Annotated in this window: 15 protein-coding genes; 14 read left to right on the top strand and 1 reads right to left on the bottom strand. The window is 63.0% G+C overall.

Translation table 11 applies throughout. From position 1 onward, the window contains the following. Positions 1 to 2: 2 nt before the first annotated feature. The 10 genes from murD to lpxC all read left to right on the top strand — a co-directional run bounded on the left by murD (position 3) and on the right by lpxC (position 11,242). Positions 3 to 1,367 carry a UDP-N-acetylmuramoyl-L-alanine--D-glutamate ligase gene (gene murD, locus JWZ97_RS11830; protein WP_240342329.1) on the top strand — a complete coding sequence of 455 codons (1,365 nt, stop codon included), beginning with the start codon at positions 3 to 5 and terminating at the stop codon, positions 1,365 to 1,367. Then, positions 1,364 to 2,569, top strand: a complete 1,206-nt coding sequence (gene ftsW, locus JWZ97_RS11825) for a putative lipid II flippase FtsW (protein WP_205429350.1) — start codon at positions 1,364 to 1,366, stop codon at positions 2,567 to 2,569. Before murD ends, ftsW begins: the two co-directional genes overlap by 4 nt. Then, a complete protein-coding gene (gene murG / locus JWZ97_RS11820) occupies positions 2,551 to 3,615 on the top strand; it encodes an undecaprenyldiphospho-muramoylpentapeptide beta-N-acetylglucosaminyltransferase (protein WP_205429348.1) in 1,065 nt (354 codons plus the stop codon). The genes ftsW and murG overlap by 19 nt, the downstream gene beginning before the upstream one ends. Continuing rightward, on the top strand, positions 3,612 to 5,048 hold the full coding sequence (gene murC, locus JWZ97_RS11815) for a UDP-N-acetylmuramate--L-alanine ligase (RefSeq protein ID WP_205429346.1): 1,437 nt from the start codon (positions 3,612 to 3,614) through the stop codon (positions 5,046 to 5,048). The genes murG and murC overlap by 4 nt, the downstream gene beginning before the upstream one ends. Positions 5,049 to 5,052: 4 nt before the next feature. After that, complete coding sequence (gene murB, locus JWZ97_RS11810) at positions 5,053 to 5,994, top strand: UDP-N-acetylmuramate dehydrogenase (protein ID WP_205429344.1); 942 nt, start codon at positions 5,053 to 5,055, stop codon at positions 5,992 to 5,994. A gap of 47 nt (positions 5,995 to 6,041) precedes the next feature. Then, a complete protein-coding gene (locus JWZ97_RS11805; protein ID WP_371822625.1) occupies positions 6,042 to 6,926 on the top strand; it encodes a D-alanine--D-alanine ligase in 885 nt (294 codons plus the stop codon). Further along, positions 6,923 to 7,759, top strand: coding sequence for a cell division protein FtsQ/DivIB (locus JWZ97_RS11800; protein WP_205429341.1), 837 nt, complete (start codon positions 6,923 to 6,925; stop codon positions 7,757 to 7,759). The genes JWZ97_RS11805 and JWZ97_RS11800 overlap by 4 nt, the downstream gene beginning before the upstream one ends. Positions 7,760 to 7,762: 3 nt before the next feature. Then, positions 7,763 to 8,998 (top strand): cell division protein FtsA, encoded by a 1,236-nt coding sequence (ftsA, locus tag JWZ97_RS11795; protein ID WP_205429340.1) that lies wholly within the window; start codon positions 7,763 to 7,765, stop codon positions 8,996 to 8,998. A 41-nt stretch (positions 8,999 to 9,039) separates the two neighbouring features. Further along, the gene (gene ftsZ, locus JWZ97_RS11790) at positions 9,040 to 10,191 is read left to right on the top strand and encodes a cell division protein FtsZ (RefSeq protein ID WP_205429338.1); all 1,152 of its coding nucleotides are present in this window, start codon (positions 9,040 to 9,042) and stop codon (positions 10,189 to 10,191) included. A gap of 130 nt (positions 10,192 to 10,321) precedes the next feature. Further along, positions 10,322 to 11,242, top strand: coding sequence for a UDP-3-O-acyl-N-acetylglucosamine deacetylase (gene lpxC, locus JWZ97_RS11785; RefSeq protein WP_205429329.1), 921 nt, complete (start codon positions 10,322 to 10,324; stop codon positions 11,240 to 11,242). Positions 11,243 to 11,293: 51 nt separating this feature from the next. On the opposite strand, the gene JWZ97_RS11780 is transcribed toward lpxC, so the two are convergent. Continuing rightward, positions 11,294 to 11,755, bottom strand: a complete 462-nt coding sequence (locus JWZ97_RS11780) for a DUF721 domain-containing protein (RefSeq protein ID WP_205429327.1) — start codon at positions 11,753 to 11,755, stop codon at positions 11,294 to 11,296. A 120-nt stretch (positions 11,756 to 11,875) separates the two neighbouring features. Between JWZ97_RS11780 and secA the strand changes: the two genes are divergently transcribed. The 4 genes from secA (at position 11,876) to glnA (ending at position 18,386) form a co-directional block, all read left to right on the top strand. After that, entirely contained in the window at positions 11,876 to 14,596 is a 2,721-nt protein-coding gene (gene secA / locus JWZ97_RS11775) for a preprotein translocase subunit SecA (protein WP_205429325.1), read from the top strand. A gap of 24 nt (positions 14,597 to 14,620) precedes the next feature. Next, a complete protein-coding gene (argJ, locus tag JWZ97_RS11770) occupies positions 14,621 to 15,814 on the top strand; it encodes a bifunctional glutamate N-acetyltransferase/amino-acid acetyltransferase ArgJ (RefSeq protein WP_205429316.1) in 1,194 nt (397 codons plus the stop codon). A 22-nt stretch (positions 15,815 to 15,836) separates the two neighbouring features. Continuing rightward, a complete protein-coding gene (locus JWZ97_RS11765) occupies positions 15,837 to 16,796 on the top strand; it encodes a Nudix family hydrolase (RefSeq protein ID WP_205429313.1) in 960 nt (319 codons plus the stop codon). Between the two features lie 177 nt (positions 16,797 to 16,973). Continuing rightward, positions 16,974 to 18,386: a glutamate--ammonia ligase gene (glnA, locus tag JWZ97_RS11760; RefSeq protein WP_205429312.1), complete on the top strand. Its 1,413-nt coding sequence runs from the start codon at positions 16,974 to 16,976 to the stop codon at positions 18,384 to 18,386. The last annotated feature ends 64 nt before the right edge of the window (positions 18,387 to 18,450 follow it).

Genomic DNA, 18,450 nt, shown 5'->3' with positions numbered 1-18,450 from the left:
GCATGAAAAATCCAAATCATCCCTTGTCGCGACTCGGTTTTCGGCCGGATTCCCGCGTATTGGTCGTGGGGCTGGGCAAAACCGGTCTGTCGGTCGCCCGGTTCCTGGCGGGGCAGGGCATCGCGGTGGCGGTCGCGGACAGCCGCGAGCGGCCGCCCGCCCTGGCCGAATTGCGCGAGTGCCTGCCGGACATCGCAATATTCCTGGGCGGCTTCGATGCCGTGGCCTTCGCCGCCGCCACCCATCTGGTGGTGAGTCCGGGCGTGGCCCTGGACAATCCGGCCGTCGCCGCGGCACGGCAGGCCGGGGTGCCCGTGCTGGGGGACCTGGATTTGTTCGCCTGCATGGCGCAAGCGCCGGTCGTGGCCATCACAGGCGCCAACGGCAAGAGCACGGTCACATCCCTGGCGGGCCTGATGGCCGAAGCGGATGGTCGGCGGGTCAGGGTGGGCGGCAATCTGGGGACGCCCATGCTCGATCTGCTGGACGAGCAGGCCGATCTCTATGTGCTCGAATTGTCCAGCTTCCAGCTCGAACGCTCGGTATTGCTGGAGCCCGCGGCTGCCACCGTGCTTAACATCAGCCCCGATCATATGGATCGTTACGCGAGCATCGAGGCCTATGCCGAAGCCAAGCGCCGCATTTTTCGCGGCCAGGGCGTGATGGTGTTGAACGCGGATGATCCGTTGGTCGCGGCCATGGCCGAAGACGGAAGGCGGCAGGCTTGGTTCGGCCTGGGGGAAGGCGAGCAACACGATTGCTCGCCGCTCACCGTGGCGGGCGAGGAATGGCTGATGTACCGCGGCGAGCCGGTGCTCAGGACCCGCGAGTTGCGCATCAAGGGCCGGCACAATCTTGCCAACGCGCTGGCGGCGGTGGCGCTCGCCGACGCGGTGGGCATCTCCCATGCTTCGATGGCGCACGCCCTGCGAGCATTTCCCGGCCTCGACCACCGCATGCAGTGGGTGGCCGATATCGCCGGCGTGTCGTACATCAACGATTCCAAGGCGACCAATGTCGGCGCCTGCATGGCGGCGCTCGAGGGCCTGGACGGCCAAGCGGTGCTGATCGCCGGAGGCGACGGCAAGGGCGCCGATTTTTCGGTGCTGCGTCCGGTGGTGGCGCGCAAGGTACGGGCCGCCGTACTGATCGGGCGCGATGCGCCGCTGCTGGAGCAGGCCTTGAAGGACGTGGTGCCTACCGTACGCGTCGACACGCTCAAACAGGCGGTCCCTGCCGCCCGTTCCCAGGCCCGGACCGGCGATACCGTGCTGCTGGCGCCGGCCTGCGCCAGCCTGGATCAGTTCACCGATTACCAGGAGCGGGGGCGCGTGTTCGCCGATGCCGTGAAGGAGTTGACTGCATGAAGGCGCGGGTGGCCGGAAGAAGCCGGGGCTTGGTCCTGCAATGGGGGCCCAGCCGTTTTTACCTCGACACCGTTCTGCTGGGCGCCTCGATGGCGCTGCTGCTTTTCGGCTACATCATGGTAGCATCCGCCTCCCTGCATCTGGGTGAGAAATTGGCGGACGACAGCTTTTATTTCCCTAAACACCAGCTGGTGCATATCGGCATGGGCTTGTTCACGGCCTTGCTGGCCGCCTCCCGGCCCCTGGAGTTTTGGGAGAAAAACGCCCGTCACCTCCTGTTGTTCGGTATGTTCATGCTGGTCCTGGTGCTGATACCGGGGCTGGGCAAGACGGTAAACGGCAGCGCCCGCTGGCTGAGCATCGCGGGCGTGCGCATCCAGGTTTCCGAGGTGTTCAAGCTGATCGCCACGATTTATATGGCCAGCTTCATCACGCGCAGGCTGGATCTGGTCCGCGGGTCGGTGTTCGGCATGTTGCTGCCCTTGGGATTGCTCTCCGTGGCGGCGGTTCTGCTGCTCCTGGAGCCGGATTTCGGCGCCACCGCCGTCATCATGGCCACCGCCTTGGGGATGCTGTTTCTTGCCGGCGCTCGCCTGTGGCAGTTCGGCATACTGCTGGGGGTGGTCGGTTCCGCCGGCGCGGTGCTGATTTATTCATCCTCCTATCGCTTAAAGCGCGTGCTCAGTTTCATCGATCCCTGGGCCGATCCCCTGAACACCGGATTCCAGCTGACCCAGGCCCTGATCGCGTTCGGCCGTGGCGAATGGGTGGGCGTGGGGCTCGGATCCAGCGTGCAGAAGCTGTTCTATCTGCCCGAGGCCCACACCGACTTCCTGTTTTCCGTCGTCGGTGAGGAATTGGGGCTGATGGGGGCCTGCGCCGTGATCTTCCTCTTTTCCGTCATCGTCTGGCGTGCCTTCGTCATCGGCCAGTTGGCCGAGCGCGCCGGGCACCGGTTCGGCTCCTACCTGGCTTACGGCTTAGGCATCTGGTTCGGTCTGCAGGCCTTCATCAACATGGGAGTCAACATGGGGCTGTTGCCTACCAAGGGCTTGACGCTGCCCTTGATGAGCTACGGCGGAGGCAGCATGATGGTGATGTGCTCGGCCCTGGCGCTTTTGTTCAGAGTGCGCAGCGAAGTGGTGGATGGCCATGCGGTGGGCGCGCCGCGAGAGAGGGCGGTGTGGCAGCGCGCGTTATGATCCTGGCCGGCGGTACCGGCGGCCATGTTTATCCCGCCCTAGCGGTCGCGCAGGAACTGATCGCCCGTGGATGCGAGGTGAGCTGGATGGGCACGCGCGGCGGTCTGGAAGCCCGTGTCGTGCCGGCGGCCGGTATCGCTATCGAATGGTTGTCGGTCTCGGGGTTCCGCGGCAAGGGTTGGGCGGGGCGGATCGCAGCGCCCGTGCGCCTGATGCTGGCCTGCGTACAGGCCGGACGCATCTTGCGGCGTTTCCGGCCCGACGTGGTGCTCGGGATGGGCGGCTTCGCGGCGGCGCCCGGCGGCATCATGGCCCGCCTGATGGGCCTGCCGCTGGTGGTGCACGAGCAGAACCGGGTGCCGGGTACGACCAATCGAATCTTGATAAAATGGGCGCGGAAAGTGCTGGAAGCTTTCCCGGGGAGCTTCCCCGAGCGGGTCGGGGCCGTCGGTGTGGGCAATCCCTTGCGCCGCGACATCGTGGCCGCGGTGGATTTGATCAGGCCGCCCCATGAGGTGCCCGTACGCCTGTTGATCGTCGGCGGCAGCCAAGGGGCGCAGGTCCTGAATGGCGTGGTGCCGGAGGTCCTGGCCCAAGTCGGGGAAAAACTGGCGGTTTTGCACCAGACTGGAGCGGCCACGCAGACCGAAACCGAGGCTCGATACCGGGAACTGGGACTGGAGGTCCGGGTTCAGGCTTTCATCGAAGACATGGCCGAGGCCTACCGCTGGGCCGATCTGGCGATATGTCGGGCGGGGGCCATGACCATCAGTGAATTGACCGCGATGGGCGTGCCGGCCGTCCTCGTCCCTTATCCCTATGCCATAGACGATCACCAGACACAAAACGCACACGTGATGACCGATGCCGGCGCCGCCGTATTATTGCCGCAATCCGAATTGAATCCGACCGTTCTGACGGCCGTCCTGCGCGACTTGCTCGTCCCTGGCCGGCTGGCCGAGATGTCCGGCAAGGCCCGCGCGCTGGCGCGGGTCGATGCGACGCGCACCGTGGCCGACATCTGTCTGCGGGAGGCCGCGCGATGAGCCCGTCACCTTCCGCTTCCGGCATGAACCGCATACGCCGCGTGCACTTCGTCGGCATAGGCGGGGCCGGCATGAGCGGCATCGCCGAGGTGCTGCTCAACCTGGGTTACGAAGTATCCGGGTCCGATCTGGCCCTGAACGCCAATGCCCGCCGTTTGGCCGATCTGGGAGCGCGGGTGCTGATCGGCCACGATGCCGAACATGTCGCTCAGGCCGAGGTCGTGGTGATATCCAGCGCGGTCGATGCCTCCAATCCGGAGGTTAGTGCGGCGCGCGCAGGAAAGATCCCCGTCATTTCGCGGGCGGAGATGCTGTCCGAGCTGATGCGTTTCCGCTACGGCATCGCCGTGGCCGGGACGCATGGCAAGACCACCACCACCAGCCTGGCCGCCAGCGTGCTGGCCGAGGCGGGGTTGGATCCCACCTTCGTCATCGGCGGCCGGCTCAACAGCGTGGGTGCCAATGCCCAGCTCGGCAAGGGCGAATACCTGGTGGCCGAAGCCGACGAGAGCGATGCCTCCTTTCTGCACCTGCAGCCCATGATCGCCATCGTCACGAATATCGACGCCGACCACATGGATACCTACGGCGGCGATCTGCGCCGGCTCAAGGACGCCTTCGTCGAGTTCCTGCACCATGTGCCTTTTTACGGCTTGACCGTGCTGTGCCTGGACGATCCCGGCGTGCGCGACGTGTTGCCGCGCATACACAAACCGGTGCGCACCTATGGCCTGGATCGTGACGCCGACGTCCGTGCGGTGGAGGTCGAGCGTCAGGGCTTGCAGACGCGGTTTACCGTGCTGCGCCACGGCCGCGAGACCGGTTTGGCGATCACCCTCAACCTGCCCGGCCGCCATAACATCCTCAACGCCCTGGCGGTGATCGCCGTGGCCACCGAGCTGGGCGTGCCCGATGCCGTCATCCAGACCGCCCTCGCCGGATTCAAGGGCATAGGCCGGCGCTTCCAGATCAACGGCGAATGGGCTTGGGGCGGGCGCAGCCTCACCCTGGTGGACGATTACGGCCATCATCCGCGCGAGGTGGCCGCAACGCTCGACTCGGCTCGTCAGGCTTGGCCGGAGCGGCGCCTGGTGGTGGTGTTCCAGCCCCATCGCTACACCCGCACGCGCGATTTGTTCGAAGATTTCGTTCAGATTCTGTCCAAGGTCGACGTGCTGGTGTTGTTGGACGTGTATCCGGCCGGCGAGGCGCCGCTGGCGGGCGCCGACGGACGCTCCCTTTCGCGGGCGATACGTCTGCGCGGGCAGGTGGATCCCATCTTCGTCGCCAAGACGGAAGAGTTGTTCGAGGTCCTGCCGTCCTTGCTCGAACCCGGCGACGTCCTGCTGACGCTGGGCGCCGGCAATATCGGCGCCCTGGCGGCGGAGCTGCCGCAGCGCTTGCCGGCCTTGCTCAAGAAGATCGAGGCTTAGCGCTATGGTTGCAGAGCTTCCCGTTTCCAGCGTTCCCTCGTCGGGCCCTCGGTGGCGCGGCGAATTGCGCCATGACGAGCCCTTGTCCGAGCACACCTCGTGGCGAGTCGGCGGCCCCGCGGATCATTTGTATTGGCCGGCCGACCGTCAGGATCTCCTGGATTATCTGCAGGCCTTGCCGGTAGACGAGCCGCTCTTCTGGCTGGGTCTGGGCAGCAACCTGCTGGTGCGCGACGGCGGCCTGCGCGGTACGGTCATCTGCACCCGCGGATGTTTGCGCATCATGTACCGGGCGGACGAGAGTCACATCTACGTGGAGGCCGGTGTGGCGTGCGCGCAGGTGGCCCGCTATTGCGCCGAGCAAAACCTGGGCGGCGCGGAATTTCTGGCTGGTATACCCGGGACCCTGGGCGGAGCGCTGGTCATGAATGCGGGTGCATTCGGAGGCGAAACCTGGACTCTGGTCGAGAAGGTGCATACCACCGACCGGTTCGGAACGGTCCATGAACGCCGGCCGGAGGAATACCAGGTGGGTTATCGCCACGTCGTGGGGCCCCCCGAATATTTCCTGGCGGCCGAATTGAAACTGCAGACCGGCGATACGGCGGAGAGCCGCGAGCGCATCCGCGAGTTGCTGGCCAGGCGCTCGGCCACCCAGCCCACTCATCAGCCGAGTTGCGGTTCGGTGTTCCGCAATCCGCCGGGCGATCACGCGGCGCGTCTGATCGAAGCCTGCGGCCTCAAGGGATTCCATATCGGAGGGGCCTGCGTGTCGGAAAAACATGCCAATTTCATCGTCAACCTGGGCTATGCCAGTGCCGACGACATCGAACGTCTGATCGAGCATGTCCGGAACGAAGTGGAGCGCCATCGCGGCATTCGCTTGGAAACCGAAGTCCGCATCGTCGGAGAACCAGCGCCGGAGTCGGCGGGAGAAATCGAGTGAGCCTAAAGGTGCAAGACCCGGCCGAGTTCGGGCGTGTTGCGGTGCTGATGGGCGGCGCCGCGGCGGAGCGAGAAGTATCCCTGAAAAGCGGAAGCGCCGTTCTGGCTGCCCTGGTGGCGCGTGGGGTAGATGCCGTGGGCCTGGAGGTCGGCGCAAACCCGATCGAGCCGCTGCTGCAGGCAAAGTTCGACCGGGTCTTCAACATCATACACGGACGCGGCGGTGAGGATGGCGTCTTGCAGGGCGCGCTGGACGCCTTGGGTATCCCTTATACCGGCAGCGGCGTGCTGGCGTCCGCGCTGGCTATGGACAAGCTGCGCACCAAGCTCTGTTGGCTGGGCGCCGGTCTGCCGACGCCGCGCTGGCTGTTGATCGAGAAGGAGGAGGACCTGGATCGGTGTGCTGCCGAGTTGGGTTTCCCGGTCATCGTCAAGCCGGCCGAAGAGGGATCCAGCATAGGCATGAGCCGGGCCGAGAGCCGGGCGGAATTGGAGGAGGCATGGCGCCGCGCTTCCCTTTATAATTCCCCGGTTTTCGCAGAGGTTTGGATCAGCGGGCACGAATATACGGCCGGCATGCTGGGCGGAGAGGCCTTGCCTTTGATACGCCTGGAGACGCCCCGGGTGTTCTACGATTTCGACGCCAAATACCGTTCCGATACCACGCGCTATCACTGTCCCAGCGGTCTGGACGCGGCCCGGGAGTCCGAGCTGCGAGCCCTCGCGCTGCAGGCCTGCCGGGTCGTCGGCGTGAGCGGCTGGGGGCGCGTGGACCTGATGGTCGACGGCCAGGGGCGTCCCTGGTTGATCGAAGTGAATACCGTGCCGGGCATGACCGATCACAGCCTGGTGCCCATGGCGGCCAAGGCGGTGGGGATCGATTTCGAGGAACTGGTCTGGCGTATTCTGGAAACCAGTCTGGAAGCGCAATGAAGCGCGTGATTGGCGTGCGGGGCGGTAGGCGGACCGGGGCGCGAGCGGCGGGTGGCCCGTGGTGGTTTCGGGCGGGTGCCGTCCTGACCCTGGTGCTGCTGTCCTGGTCGGCCTGGCAATGGCGACCGCGTCCCGAGGCGCCATGGTTTCCCCTGCGCTATGTGCGGGTGGAGGGGGGGCTGCAGTATCTCGACGTGGAAAAGCTGCATGCGGCGTTGGCTAGCGCCGCGCGGGGCGGCTATTTCTCGCTGGATCTGGCCGAGGTGGAAGGTGCGGTGCGCGCTTTCGCCTGGGTCGATACGGTGAGCGTGGCCCGGGTCTGGCCGGACACGCTGGTGGTTTCCGTGAGCGAGCATACACCGGTCGCGCGTTGGGGCGACAAGGCCTTGCTCAACGAACGCGGGGAGCGCTTCAACCCGCCCGACGTGAGCGGCTTCGCCGCATTGCCCGCGATTTACGGACCCGAGGGCATGGAACGCGTTCTCCTGGACGAATTGAAGAGCTTGAACAAAAGACTGGAAAATAAAGGCTTGAGCGTCGCCATGCTGGAACTCAGCAAGCGTCGCGCTTACAGCATCAAATTGAACAACGAACTGGATATCCTTTTTGGCAGGCAGGACCCGGCGTCGGCACTGGATCGCCTGTTGGACCTCGCGCCTCGCCTGGGCGAGAACCGCCTGCCCCAGTTGCAACGCGTGGATTTGCGCTATCCCAACGGTTTTGCCGTGGTGTGGAAGCCCGCGCAGGAAGCGATAGACCGCCCGCCCGTGCCCGCTGGCGCGGAGTTTCATCCCAATGGCAATGCCAGCCCTATGGCGCGAGAGACCCTATAAAACATGGCCAGAAAATCGGATCGTAACCTGATAGTCGGACTCGACATCGGAACCTCGAAAGTAGCGGCTATCGTCGGCGAAATGACCGAGGACGGCGAAATCGAAGTCATCGGCATCGGCACCCATCCCTCGCGCGGCCTGAAGAAAGGCGTGGTGGTCAACCTGGAAACGACGGTTCAGTCGATCCAGCGGGCCATCGAAGAAGCCGAGTTGATGGCCGGTTGCCGCATCCATTCGGTGTATGCGGGCATCGCCGGCAGCCACATCAGCAGCATGAATTCCCACGGCATCGTGGCCATCAAGGACAAGGAAGTCTCGCAAAGCGACGTCGACCGGGTGATCGATTCCGCCCGCGCCGTGGCGATACCGGCGGATCAGAAGATCCTGCATATCCTGCCGCAGGAATTCGTGATAGACCGGCAGGAAGGCATCAAGGAGCCCATAGGCATGTCGGGCATACGGCTCGAGGCCCGGGTCCACATCGTCACCGGGGCGGTCAGCGCGGCGCAGAACATCATCAAGTGCATACGCCGCTGCGGCCTGGAAGTGGAAGACATCATCCTCGAACAACTGGCCTCCTGCGCGGCGGTGCTGACCGAGGATGAAAAGGATCTGGGTGTCTGCCTGGTGGACATCGGTGGCGGCACCACCGATATCGCGGTCTTCACCGACGGTGCCATCCGCCACACGGCGGTGATACCCATCGCCGGCGACCAGGTTACCAACGACATCGCGGTGGCCTTGCGGACCCCGACTCAGCATGCCGAAGAGATCAAGATCAAACATGCCTGCGCGCTGACCCAGCTGGCCAAGCTGGACGATACCATCGACGTGCCCAGCATAGGCGACCGGCCGTCGCGGCAGATTTCCAAGCTGAATCTGGCCGAGATCGTGGAGCCGCGCTACGAGGAATTGTTGCTGCTGGTGCAGGCCGAGCTGCGCCGCAGCGGGTTCGAAGACTTGATCGCCGCCGGCATCGTGTTGAGCGGCGGAAGCGCGCGGGTGGATGGCCTGACCGAGTTGGCCGAAGAAATTTTCCACATGCCGGTGCGTCTGGGCATACCGCAGTATGTGTCCGGCATGAGCGATGTGGTGCGCAACCCCGTCTACGCCACCGGCATAGGTTTGCTGCTGTTCGGCCGTCAGCACGGCCCCGTAGTCGATCGGGGAGCCCTCATCGGGAGCGGCTTCAAGGGGGTATGGGCGAAGATGAAGAGTTGGTTTCAGGGCAATTTTTGAGTACGTATTCAATTCAATCGAGAACAAACGGGACGGGCAACATGAAATTCGAAATAGCGGATTCTTATAGTCAAAAAGCGGTCATCAAGGTTGTGGGTATCGGCGGCGGCGGCGGCAATGCCGTCAACCACATGGTCACCAGCCATATCGAAGGCGTGGATTTCATCTGTGCCAACACGGACGCGCAGGCACTGAAGAACATCAATTCCCGCTCGGTGATTCAACTGGGTAACTCCCTGACCAAGGGCCTCGGCGCCGGCGCCAACCCGGAAATCGGCCGACAGGCGGCGCTGGACGATAGGGACCGCATCCTGGAGGTGCTGGAAGGATCCGACATGGTCTTTATCACCGCGGGCATGGGCGGCGGCACAGGTACCGGCGCGGCTCCGGTCATCGCGGAGATCGCCAAGGAAGCGGGGATACTGACCGTGGCCGTGGTCACCAAGCCTTTCCCCTTCGAAGGCAAGAAGCGCCGCGCGGTTGCCGAGAAAGGCATCGAGGAACTGAGCCAGTTCGTCGATTCGCTGATCACCATTCCCAATGAAAAGCTGCTGCCCGTGCTGGGCAAGGACGTCAGCCTGGTGGCCGCCTTCGCCGCCGCTAACGACGTGTTGCTGGGCGCTGTGCAGGGTATCGCCGATCTGATCACCCGCCCGGGTCTGATCAACGTCGACTTCGCCGACGTGCGCACGGTCATGTCCGAGATGGGCATGGCCATGATGGGTACCGGCGTGGCCAGCGGTGCCAACCGTGCTCGCGAGGCGGCCGAAAAGGCCATCGCAAGCCCGCTGCTGGACGACATCAACCTGCAGGGCGCGCGCGGCATCCTCATCAACATCGCCGGCAGCCACGACCTGACCCTGAGCGAGTTCGACGAGGTGGGCAACGTGGTGCATGAGTTTGCCTCCGAAGACGCCGTCGTCGTGGCGGGCGTTTCCATCGATCCGGATCTGCACGACGAACTGCGCGTCACCGTGGTCGCCACCGGTCTGGCCAACCAGCAGCAACGCTTGAGCGAAGCGCCCATCCGTCTGGTGCACAAGCGCAACACCGGCGAAATCGACTACGGCGAGCTCGAAAAACCCACCAGCATCCGCAATCGGCCGAAAGCCGATGCTCGTGCGGAAGCCAAGAAAGACATGGACATGGAATACCTGGATATCCCGGCTTTCCTGCGTCGTCAGGCCGATTAGGCACACGCCGAATAGCGCGCTGGAAGCAGCCCTGCGACAATTGCGCGCTTGTCGGCGTTTGATGGCGCGAGTTATGCTTGCCCAAACCGCATGATCTGCGGTGGGTTTCTTGAGCGAATGAGGAGCGAGGATGATTAGGCAAAGAACGCTGAAAAACGTTATGAGAGCCACGGGTGTAGGCCTGCATACGGGGGAGAAGGTCTACCTGACCCTCAGGCCCGCGGCACCCGATACCGGCATCAAATTTCGCCGGGTGGATTTGCCCGAGCCCGTGGTGATCGATGCCAAACCGGAGAACGTGGGCGAAACCATATTGTCCACCACGCTGGTGAACGGGTCGGTCAAGATTTCCACCGTGGAGCACTTGTTATCGGCCTTCGCCGGTTTGGGGATCGATAATGCCTATGTGGATGTCAGCGCGGCGGAAGTCCCGATCATGGACGGTAGCGCCGGCCCCTTCGTTTTTTTGCTGCAGTCCGCCGGCATCGAGGAGCAGAACGCGCCCAAGCGCTTCATTCGCATCAAGAAGGCCATCCGGGTGGAGGATGGCGACAAATGGGCCAGCTTCGAGCCCTATGAAGGTTTCAAGGTGACGTTCACCATCGATTTCGATCATCCGGCCTTCCTCAAGGACAATCAGACGGCCAGTATCGATTTTTCCTCCACCTCCTTCGTCAAGGAAGTCAGCCGCGCGCGCACTTTCGGCTTCATGCGGGACATCGAGGCCTTGCGCAAGAACAAGCTGGCGCTCGGCGGCAGCATGGACAACGCCATCGTGGTGGACAATTACCGCATCCTCAACGAGGACGGCTTGCGCTATGCCGACGAATTCGTCAAGCACAAGATACTCGATGCCATCGGTGACCTGTATCTGCTGGGCCATAGCCTGATCGGCTCCTTCGAGGGCTACAAGGCCGGCCATGGTCTCAACAACCGCCTGCTGAGAGAATTGTTGAAGCAGGAAGATGCCTGGGAGGAGGTCACGTTTAGGGAAGACGATAACCTGCCCATTTCCTACGTGCGGACCGCCACCACGGCTGCCGCACTCTGAAGGGTTTCATAAGGCTTCCTGGGCGAGGGTCGGCGTGAGTCCGGCCCTTTTTTATGCCCCCGTTTGGGTCGGTGGATTACGTAGCGTGGCGGCCAGCCGCGACAAGGCCAGGCGCAGTTCCTCGGAGGTGGAGTCCTGGCTGTAACGTTCGACGAGGGCGGCGGTTTCGGGTTTTGCTTCGTCGGACAAGGCTCTAGGTCGCGGTTCCTGCCTCTCGATGGGTAGCCCGCGTGCGCGCAGCGAGCGGAAGGAAACGCCACGCGCCGCCTTGAGCCGGGCCAGCAGGTCGCCGGCGAGAAAACGGAGTTGGAATGCCCAGTTCTGTCCGTCGGTGTAGACGATCAAATGCCCGTCGTCGACGGCGCAGTCCCGGCAATGTTCGGCCAGGGGCGCCGGCAGAATCGTCCGGATGTCGGCGAGCAGTCGCTTGTGTATCTCGACGCGCTGCAGCAGGTTGCGTAGGCTGCTGGCGGCGAGCCACTCGCCGGTCGGTCGCGGCTTTCTTTCAGTCATGAGTTTTCCGAGTCGTGGTGGGCCCGTCGGACGCGGTCGGGCGAACCGTTGTCATTATTAAAACACGGGGTTTTACGGTATCATCGCCGGATCGTATTTTCTGCTTGGAATTAGAACAAGATGCTGGGCAAGCTGGTCAAGAGTGTATTCGGCAGTCGAAATGACCGAATCGTCAAAAAGAAAAGAAAGATCGTCAAGAAGATCAATCTCCTGGAGCCGGAACTCGAGAAGCTCAGCGATGAAGAGCTGAGGGGCAAGACCACCGAGTTCCGCGCCCGCCTGGAACAGGGCGAAGACCTGCAATCCCTGCTGCCGGAGGCCTTCGCCACCTGCCGAGAGGCGTCGCGCCGAGTGATGAACATGCGCCATTTCGATGTCCAGCTCATCGGCGGCATGATACTCAACGACGGCAAGATCGCCGAAATGAAGACCGGCGAAGGCAAGACCCTGGTCGCGACCCTGGCCGCCTACCTGAACGCCTTGCCCGGTAAGGGCGTGCATGTGGTTACCGTGAACGATTACCTGGCCCGCCGCGACTCGGAGTGGATGGGCAAGCTCTACGGCTTCCTGGGCCTGAGCACCGGGGTCATCGTCAGCGGCCTGGACAACGAGCAGCGCCGGCAGGCCTACGCGGCCGACATCACTTACGGCACCAACAACGAATTCGGCTTCGATTACCTGCGCGACAACATGGCCTTCAGCCCCGAACAGCGGGTGCAGCGCCAGCGTCATTTCGCCATCGTCGACGAGGTCGACTCCATCCTGATCGACGAGGCACGCACGCCGCTGATCATCTCCGGGCCGACCGAGGACCGCAGCGATTTGTACCACAAGGTCAACGTGCTGATTCCCAACCTGAAAAAGCAGGAGAAGGAGAACGGTCCCGGCGATTACAGCGTGGACGAGAAGGCCCGCCAAGTCTACCTGACTGAAGAAGGGCACGAGCGTATCGAAAACCTGATGGAACAGCACGGACTGATCGGTGCCGGCCAGAGCCTGTACGACGCGGTCAACATCCGTCTGATGCATTACATCAACGCCTCGCTCCGCGCGCACGTGCTGTTCCAGAAGGACGTCGATTACATCGTGCGCGAAGGCCAGATCATCATCGTTGACGAGTTCACCGGCCGCGCCATGCCCGGCCGGCGCTGGTCAGAAGGCTTGCACCAGGCGGTCGAGGCCAAGGAGGGCGTGCAGGTCCAGAACGAAAACCAGACCCTGGCCTCGATCACCTTCCAGAACTATTTCCGCCTGTACGACAAGCTTTCCGGCATGACCGGCACGGCCGACACCGAGGCCTTCGAATTCCAGCAGATCTACGGCCTGGAAGTGGTCGTCATTCCCAGCAACCGCCCCATGGTACGCAAGGATAACGGCGACGTGGTCTATTTGTCGGTGCGGGAGAAATACAACGCCATCCTCGAAGACATCCGCCGCTGCGCGGAGCGCGGGCAACCCGTCCTGGTCGGTACCACCTCCATCGAAAATTCCGAATATCTGTCGGGCCTGCTCAACAAGGCCGGCGTCGAGCATCAGGTACTGAATGCCAAACAGCACGAGAGGGAAGCTCACATCATAGCCGAGGCCGGCCGTCCAAAAGCGGTGACCATCGCCACCAACATGGCCGGCCGCGGTACCGACATCATGCTGGGCGGCAACGTCGAGGAGGAGATCGCTCGCCTGGGCTTGACCGATCCGGCCGATATCGCCGCCGCCAGGGCCGCCTGGAAAGAGCGCCACGAGGCCGTGGTGGCCAGCGGCGGTCTGCATGTGATCGGTTCCGAGCGCCACGAATCCCGCCGTATCGACAACCAGCTGCGCGGACGCTCCGGACGCCAGGGCGATCCCGGTTCGACGCGCTTCTACCTGTCGCTGGAAGACAATCTGATGCGCATCTTCGCATCCGACCGTGTCGCTTCCCTGATGCAGCGCTTAGGCATGCAGGAAGGGGAAGCCATCGAACACCCCTGGGTCACCAAGGCGATCGAAAACGCCCAGCGCAAGGTCGAGGCGCGCAATTTCGACATCCGCAAGCAATTGCTCGAATACGACAACGTGGCCAACGACCAACGCCGCGTCATCTACCACCAGCGCGACCAGTTGATGGCCGCGGACGATATCAGCACCACCATCGCCGCCATGCGGGGCGACGTGATCGAGCAGATTTTCGAGCAGCATATCCCGCCGCACACTATGGAAGAGCAATGGGATGTGAAAGGCCTGGAGGAAACGCTGGAACACGAACTGGGCACGGCCGTTCCGGTCCAGCATTGGCTGGAGACCGATCATTATCTGCATGAGGAGAAGCTCAGGCAGCAGATACAGGATGCGGTCGCCAAGGTTTACGATGACAAGGTGGCCATCATCGGTCCCCAGGTCATGCATCATTTCGAGAAGTCGGTGATGCTGCAGGTCTTGGACAACGCCTGGAAGGAGCATCTCGCCGCCATGGACCACCTGCGCTTGGGTATCCATCTGCGTGGCTACGCCCAGAAAGACCCCAAGCAGGAATACAAGCGCGAAGCCTTCGAAATGTTCACTTCGATGCTGGATAACGTGAAACACGAAGTCATCGGCATCGTATCCAAGGTGCAGGTCCGCACGGAGGAAGAAATCGCCGTCATGGAAGAGCAGAACCGCTCGCCTGTGGAGATGCAATATCATCACGCCGAAGCCAGCGCCCTGGATACCACGGCCGATGAGCCTGCCGATCCCAGGGCCGAGCCCTCCCGGGAAGCCGCCAACCCCTACGTGCGCGATGCTAACAAGGTCGGGCGCAATGATCCCTGTCCCTGCGGATCCGGCAAGAAATACAAGCAATGTCACGGCAGACTGGACTGATCCGTCCGGCGTGAAGATCGAGTGATGAGCGATATACCCCAGATTAGAGGCGTGCGCTTGGGCGCCGCCGGCGCCGGCATCAAAAGAGCCAACCGCGACGACATCCTGCTGATAGAAATGGCTCCCGGTTCGTCGTGCGCCGCCGTGTTCACCCGCAATGCGTTCTGCGCCGCCCCGGTCACGGTGGCCCGCGCTCATTTGCCGCGGGAGCCGCGCTGGCTGCTGATCAACTCCGGTAATGCCAATGCCGGCACCGGCGCGCGCGGCCTGGACGATGCCTTGCGCACCTGCGGTGCCGTGGCGGCACTCACCGGAGGCGCGCCCGAACAGGTCTTGCCCTTTTCCACGGGGGTCATAGGCGAATACCTGCCGGTCGACAAGATCGAAGCGGCGCTCCCGGCCGCCTTGACGGCCCTCGCCGAGGATGGCTGGGAGCGGGCGGCCCGGGCCATCATGACCACGGATACCCGTCACAAGATTGCATATCGCACGATTACCTTGGAAGGCCATGCCGTCAACATCGTGGGCATCGCCAAAGGTGCCGGTATGATACAGCCGAACATGGCGACCATGTTGTCCTTCATCGCCACCGACGCATATGTGTCGCCCGCGGATCTTCAGGCCTGGCTCTCCCTGGCGGCTGACGTTTCATTCAACTGTATTACCGTCGACGGCGACACATCGACCAACGATGCCTGCGTCTTGATCGCCAGCGGCCACTCGGATGCTCCCGCGGTTAAGGCGGATACCCCGCATTTTCCCGTTTTTTTCCAGGCTTTGCAGGCGGTCTGCGACGAATTGGCCGAGGCCATCGTTCGCGACGGCGAAGGCGCCACCAAGCTGATGCGTATCGTGATCGAGCAGGCCGAAAGCGATGCCGAGGCCCGTTCCGTGGCCAAGACCATCGCTCATTCGCCCCTGGTCAAGACGGCCTTTTTCGCCAGCGACCCGAATTGGGGGCGCATACTGGCGGCCGTAGGCCGTTCTGGCTGCGTCAATCTGGATATCGACAAGGTTTCCATCTGGCTGGGCGACACCTGCATCGTCGAAAACGGCGGGCGCGCGCCCGGTTACACCGAGGCGGCCGGACAGGCCGAAATGGCTTTGAGCGACATCACCGTGCGGGTCGCCTTGGGGCGCGGGGAAGCCAGGCAGCGCGTGTTGACCTGCGATCTGTCCTACGACTACGTGCGCATCAACGCTGAATACCGTACCTGAGCCGGCTTATGCTCCGGCGGACATGCCGACCGAGCTGCATGTCGCGGTTGGCGTGATCGAGAGCCCGGCCGGCGAGATCTTGATCGCGCGTAGAGCGGAGCATTCGCATCAAGGCGGCTTGTGGGAATTTCCCGGCGGCAAGCTCGAGCCGGGTGAAAGCGTGATCGAGGCCTTGCGTCGCGAGTTGCGCGAGGAATTGGCGATCGAGGTGGAGCTTGCCGCCCCCTTGCTGCAGGTCCGGCATAGCTACCCGGATCGCCGCGTGCTGTTGGACGTATGGAAAGTTCAGGGGTTTACGGGCCAAGCTCGCGGGGCCGAAGACCAGCCGGTACGCTGGGTCCCGCCGGGTGAGTTGGGAAATTACCCGTTCCCCGCCGCCAATCGGCCCATCATCGCGGCGGCTCGCTTGCCAGACCGATATGCCATTCTCGACCTGGCGGACGAGGATGAAGCCCTCATGATGGCGCGACTGCAGGCTCTTGCGGCCAGTGGTCTGCGTATGATCCAGTTGCGCGCCAACGCGTTGACCGATGCGGCGCTCTTGCGCTTGGCCAGGCCGGCCGTGACGTTTTGCCGCGGATGCGGTATCAGTCTCCTGCTCAATGCCGCACCGGAGCTTGCGCACCAATTAGGTGCGGACGGCATCCATCTGACGGCTAGGCGCGGCTTGTCGTTGAACAGGCGGCCCTTGGGCGCCGAAGCCTGGGTGGCGATGTCCTGCCATAATGCCGAGGAATTGCGGCATGCCGAGCTGATCGGTGCGGATTTCGCCGTGCTGGGGCCGGTGGAACCTACCGCGACGCACCCCGGTGTGCGTCCCTTGGGATGGCGAGCCTTTCGTGCCTGGGTTGCCGGGGTCAATCTACCCGTCTACGCGCTGGGGGGCATGGTCCCGGCACATATCCCGAAGGCGCTGGAGCACGGCGCGCAAGGGATAGCCGGCATCCGCGGGATCGCGGACGATAGGGTAGGTGTTATTTGACTCATATTGGTGCGTAACGCACCAATATGAGTCGTAATTGGGGCGCATTGCGCCAGACGAATGGAAAAAGTCCCATGCCGAGCGCGAGATAGAAACGCCGGCTGTATGGTACGATTTCTGCTAATGTAAGCGATTGAAGCTATCTTAACAAAGCCCTAATTTTAAGAGGAGAGACGCATGACATCCCCCGCCGACGTACTTAAATTGATCAAGGATAAGGAAGTTCGCTATGTCGATTTCCGATTTGCGGACACCCGCGGCAAGGAACAGCATGTGACCGTTCCCGCCAGCACCGTGGACGCAGACCTGTTCGAAGAAGGCAAGATGTTCGACGGGTCGTCCATCGCCGGTTGGAAAGGGATCAACGAGTCCGACATGATATTGTTGCCGGATGCCGAGTCCGCCGTCATCGATCCGTTCTTTGACGACACAACCCTGATTCTGCGCTGCGACATCCTGGAACCCACCACCGGTCAGGGTTATGAGCGCGACCCGCGTTCGATCGCCAAGCGCGCCGAGGCCTACCTGAAGTCCACCGGCATTGCCGACACCGCGCTGTTCGGACCGGAGAACGAGTTCTTCGTGTTCGACGACGTGCGTTGGGGCACCACCATGCAGGGCGCATTCTTCAAAATCGATTCCGAGGAAGCCGGCTGGAACTCCGAGAAGGTTTATGAGGACGGCAACATCGGCCATCGTCCGGGCATCAAGGGCGGCTACTTCCCGGTTCCGCCTGTCGATTCCCTGCAGGATCTGCGCTCCGCCATGTGCAACACCCTGGAAGAGTTCGGCCAGACCGTCGAAGTACACCACCACGAAGTGGCTACCGCCGGTCAGTGCGAAATCGGCGTCAAGTTCAACACCCTGGTGAAGAAAGCCGACGAAGTCCTGATCCTCAAGTACGTGGTGCAGAACGTCGCCCACGCCTTCGGCAAGACCGCCACCTTCATGCCCAAGCCCCTGGTTGGCGACAACGGTTCCGGCATGCACGTGCACCAGTCCCTGTCCAAGGACGGCAAGAACCTGTTCAGCGGCGACCTGTACGGCGGCCTGTCGGAAACCGCCCTGTACTACATCGGCGGCATCATCAAGCACGCCAAGGCTCTGAACGCGCTGACCAATGCTTCCACCAACAGCTACAAGCGTCTGGTGCCGGGCTTCGAAGCGCCGGTGATGCTGGCCTACTCGGCACGCAACCGTTCCGCGTCCATCCGTATCCCCTATGTGACCAACCCCAAGGCGCGTCGCATCGAAGTGCGTTTCCCGGACTCGACCGCCAATCCCTATCTGGCGTTCTCCGCCATGCTGCTGGCCGGCCTGGACGGCATCCAGAACAAGATCCACCCCGGCGACGCGATGGACAAGGACTTGTACGACCTGCCGGCCGAAGAAGCCAAGAACATCCCGCAGGTTTCGCACTCCTTCGACCTGTCGCTGGAAGCCTTGGATCAGGACCGCGAATTCCTCAAGAAGGGCGGCGTGTTCACCGACGACGTGATCGATGCCTACATTGACCTGAAGCTGCAGGAAGTTACCCGCTTCCGCCAGAGCACCCATCCGGTCGAGTTCGACCTGTACTACTCGCTGTAAGATAGAGCGGCCCGTCGAGTACGGGTTCGCATCGATCCCAAAACCCGTTCAGGCCGTGGCCTGC

Origin of the sequence: Methylococcus sp. EFPC2 (assembly GCF_016925495.1) — a bacterium.
Taxonomy (GTDB): domain Bacteria; phylum Pseudomonadota; class Gammaproteobacteria; order Methylococcales; family Methylococcaceae; genus EFPC2.
The sequence above is the reverse complement of the archived record's forward strand: the minus strand, read 5'-3'. Positions and strand labels throughout refer to the sequence as shown.

Coding starts and splice junctions, on each gene's coding strand:
- murD (WP_240342329.1), top strand. CDS start 3: ATGAAAAATCCAAATCATCCCTTGTCGCGACTCGGTTTTCGGCCGGAT.
- ftsW (WP_205429350.1), top strand. CDS start 1,364: ATGAAGGCGCGGGTGGCCGGAAGAAGCCGGGGCTTGGTCCTGCAATGG.
- murC (WP_205429346.1), top strand. CDS start 3,612: ATGAGCCCGTCACCTTCCGCTTCCGGCATGAACCGCATACGCCGCGTG.
- murB (WP_205429344.1), top strand. CDS start 5,053: ATGGTTGCAGAGCTTCCCGTTTCCAGCGTTCCCTCGTCGGGCCCTCGG.
- JWZ97_RS11805 (WP_371822625.1), top strand. CDS start 6,042: ATGGGCGGCGCCGCGGCGGAGCGAGAAGTATCCCTGAAAAGCGGAAGC.
- JWZ97_RS11800 (WP_205429341.1), top strand. CDS start 6,923: ATGAAGCGCGTGATTGGCGTGCGGGGCGGTAGGCGGACCGGGGCGCGA.
- ftsA (WP_205429340.1), top strand. CDS start 7,763: ATGGCCAGAAAATCGGATCGTAACCTGATAGTCGGACTCGACATCGGA.
- ftsZ (WP_205429338.1), top strand. CDS start 9,040: ATGAAATTCGAAATAGCGGATTCTTATAGTCAAAAAGCGGTCATCAAG.
- lpxC (WP_205429329.1), top strand. CDS start 10,322: ATGATTAGGCAAAGAACGCTGAAAAACGTTATGAGAGCCACGGGTGTA.
- JWZ97_RS11780 (WP_205429327.1), bottom strand. CDS start 11,755: ATGACTGAAAGAAAGCCGCGACCGACCGGCGAGTGGCTCGCCGCCAGC.
- secA (WP_205429325.1), top strand. CDS start 11,876: ATGCTGGGCAAGCTGGTCAAGAGTGTATTCGGCAGTCGAAATGACCGA.
- argJ (WP_205429316.1), top strand. CDS start 14,621: ATGAGCGATATACCCCAGATTAGAGGCGTGCGCTTGGGCGCCGCCGGC.
- JWZ97_RS11765 (WP_205429313.1), top strand. CDS start 15,837: ATGCCGACCGAGCTGCATGTCGCGGTTGGCGTGATCGAGAGCCCGGCC.
- glnA (WP_205429312.1), top strand. CDS start 16,974: ATGACATCCCCCGCCGACGTACTTAAATTGATCAAGGATAAGGAAGTT.